Origin of the sequence: Aeromonas sp. HMWF014 (assembly GCF_963878295.1) — a bacterium.
Taxonomy (GTDB): domain Bacteria; phylum Pseudomonadota; class Gammaproteobacteria; order Enterobacterales; family Aeromonadaceae; genus Aeromonas; species Aeromonas popoffii.
This window is the reverse complement of record NZ_CAWNYS010000064.1, coordinates 1-2,525: the sequence shown is the minus strand read 5'-3', so window position 1 is coordinate 2,525 and position 2,525 is coordinate 1. Positions and strand designations below refer to the sequence as shown.

The window sequence follows — 2,525 nt, the reverse complement described above, 5'->3', positions numbered from 1 at the left end:
GGCTCATAACCCGAAGGTCGTCAGTTCAAATCTGGCCCCCGCAACCAACTTTCTTCTGTTTCTCCTATTTCGTTTTTCCTCTTGTTTTCCCCTCCTTATGTTTCGTGCAGTTTCCGGTCGCTCATCATTTGTACGCATAATCGCGTTTGATATTGATTTTCAAGTGAAAATCTGGCTGTCCCCACGCTTTGTTGGGTATCATCAGCGATATCTCTTCATGGACGAGGCCCCTGCCCAATGATGCAACAGTTCACTTATTTCCCCCCCAAGATCGATATTCAGGATGCCACCCTGAGCCAGGCCATGGGCAATGGGCTTTCGGCCAACCTGCTGCTGATTGCTGAAGATCTGCGCGCCCCTGTGCTGGCCAGGCCGGAGTTTGCCGCCGTGGCAACCCAGATCGCGCTGGGGCAGAAGGCGCCCTATAGCCTGGTGCTGCACAACAGCCTGCAACTGGTGATTTTCATCGGAGCCCATCCCACCCGGGATCACGCCCTCTACAAACAGGCCAGATCCTGGATAGCCCCGCTGGCTGGTCTCAAGATAGAGCGGATGGGGCTGCATCTGGAAGGGTTTGACGAGGGGGAGAGGGCACAGCTTGCCGAGCTGACACTGGCCTGCCTGTTGGCGGCCAATGTGCCGCTGCCGAGCCACAAGCATCGCGCCGAAGATGAGTGGCGCTATCAGCAGATTGCGGTGTCACCGCGCTGCGTGCTGGATCTGGCGCGGATCTACGCCGAGGCAGAAGGCAATGGCATGGCGCGGCATCTGGCGGTATCGCCAGCCTCCGATCTCACCGCCCGCAGCTATCGGGAGTGGGCTCGCCAGCTGGCCCAGGTCGAAGGCTGGCAGTGGCACGAGTACGATCAGGCTCAACTGGCAGAGCGGGGGGCCGGCGCCTTCATCGCGGTGGCGAAAGGCTCGGAAGACAACCAGGCCGCCATGGTCAAGCTCAGTTACTGCCCGCCCAATCCGGTGCGTCGGATAGCCCTGGTGGGCAAGGGGATCTGTCACGACTCGGGTGGCTACAACCTCAAGGTCGCTGGCAGTATGTATGGCATGCATCTGGACATGGGCGGCAGCGCCGTGGCACTGGGCGCCCTCTATGCGATCAGCCGCGCCCGCCTGCCCTACGAAGTGCACTGTTGGCTTGCCATCGCCGAGAACCACATAGGCCCGCTCGCGTACCGGCCGGGAGAGGTAGTCACGGCACTCAACGGCACCACCATAGAGGTGGTGGATACCGATGCCGAGGGGCGCATGGTGCTGGCGGATACCCTCTGCATGGCAGTGCAGGACAATCCGGATCTGCTGATCGATTACGCCACCCTGACGGGGGCCTGCAAGCGGGCGCTGGGCAGCCGTTACAGTGGCGCCTTCACCAATCGGCCCCACTGGTTCGGCGAGCTGATAAGCCTGGGCCAGCGCAGCGGTGAGCGAGTCTGGCCCTTCCCGCTGGATGAGGACTATGACGACAACCTCGATAGCGAGTGGGCCGATCTGCTACAGTGTGCGCCGGGCGCATCGCCGGATCACATCGACGCCGCCCGTTTTCTCAACCGCTTCGTGCCTGCCCAGACCCCCTGGCTGCACCTCGATTTGAGCGGTTTTCGCAGCAAGGGGGGCAACGGCGTGGTCAGCAGCGAAGTGACCGGATTCGGGGTCAGGCTGACGCTGGACTTGCTCGCCAGCCCGCTGGGCCGCCGCCATGAACTCGACAAACAAGAACAGTAAGGAATCGTGTGAAAGTACCAAGTTATGACTGGGTGTTGTTCGATCTGGACGAAACACTGCTCGATTTCCCGGTCGCCCAGGCTCTGGAGCAGACCCTGCAGCTCTATGGCGTGACGCCGACACCCCCCACGATGGCGGAGTATCAGGTACTGAATCACAGGTTGTGGCAGCAGTACAACTCGGGTGAGATCGATGCGGCCCACCTGCAGCAGACCCGTTTTGCCCTGTTTGCCGAGCAGGTCGACGTGGCACCCATGGCAATGAATGACACCTTCTTGCAGCAGATCATTGCTCTGAGTGTGCCGCTGGAGGGGGTGCTGGAGACACTGCACGCTCTCAAGAGCCGGGTGCGAATGGGGATCATCACCAATGGCTTCAGCCTGCCGCAACGGGGTCGCCTCAGTAAGTTGGGCTGGAGCGACTGGTTCGAGCCCCTGGTCATCTCGGACGAGGTGCAGGTGACCAAGCCTGCCGCCGCCATTTTCCAGCATGCCCTTGCCTTGATGGGGCAGCCGAGCCCTGCGCGGGTGTTGATGGTGGGGGACAACCCCAAGACCGACATCGCCGGTGCTGCGGCGCAGGGGCTGGCTACCTGCTGGTACAACCCGGCCCGTCACGATACCGCGTGCGAGGCGACCCACGAGATCCACCACTTCGCTCATCTCTCCACCATAGTGCTGGGGCAGTAAGCCCCAAGGCGGCGAGCCGATCGTCAGCAACACAAAAGGCAGCGCCAGCGCTTAATGCCAGTCAGTTAAGCCTGACTGGCATTGTTTTTATTGGTTTTTTTA

At 61.0% G+C, this 2,525-nt stretch carries 3 protein-coding genes; all 3 read left to right on the top strand.

Features of this window, described 5'->3' with window-relative positions:
- Nucleotides 1-241 (top strand): hypothetical protein (locus AAC083_RS02545; protein ID WP_219927845.1); only part of this gene is annotated, 241 nt, incomplete at its 5' end.
- Nucleotides 238-1,734 carry a M17 family metallopeptidase gene (locus AAC083_RS02540; RefSeq protein WP_108535396.1) on the top strand — a complete coding sequence of 499 codons (1,497 nt, stop codon included), beginning with the start codon at nucleotides 238-240 and terminating at the stop codon, nucleotides 1,732-1,734. The genes AAC083_RS02545 and AAC083_RS02540, both read left to right, overlap by 4 nt.
- An 8-nt stretch (nucleotides 1,735-1,742) precedes the next feature.
- Complete coding sequence (yjjG, locus tag AAC083_RS02535; RefSeq protein ID WP_042037384.1) at nucleotides 1,743-2,423, top strand: pyrimidine 5'-nucleotidase; 681 nt, start codon at nucleotides 1,743-1,745, stop codon at nucleotides 2,421-2,423.
- Nucleotides 2,424-2,525: the final 102 nt, after the last annotated feature.

Coding starts and splice junctions, on each gene's coding strand:
- AAC083_RS02540 (WP_108535396.1), top strand. CDS start 238: ATGATGCAACAGTTCACTTATTTCCCCCCCAAGATCGATATTCAGGAT.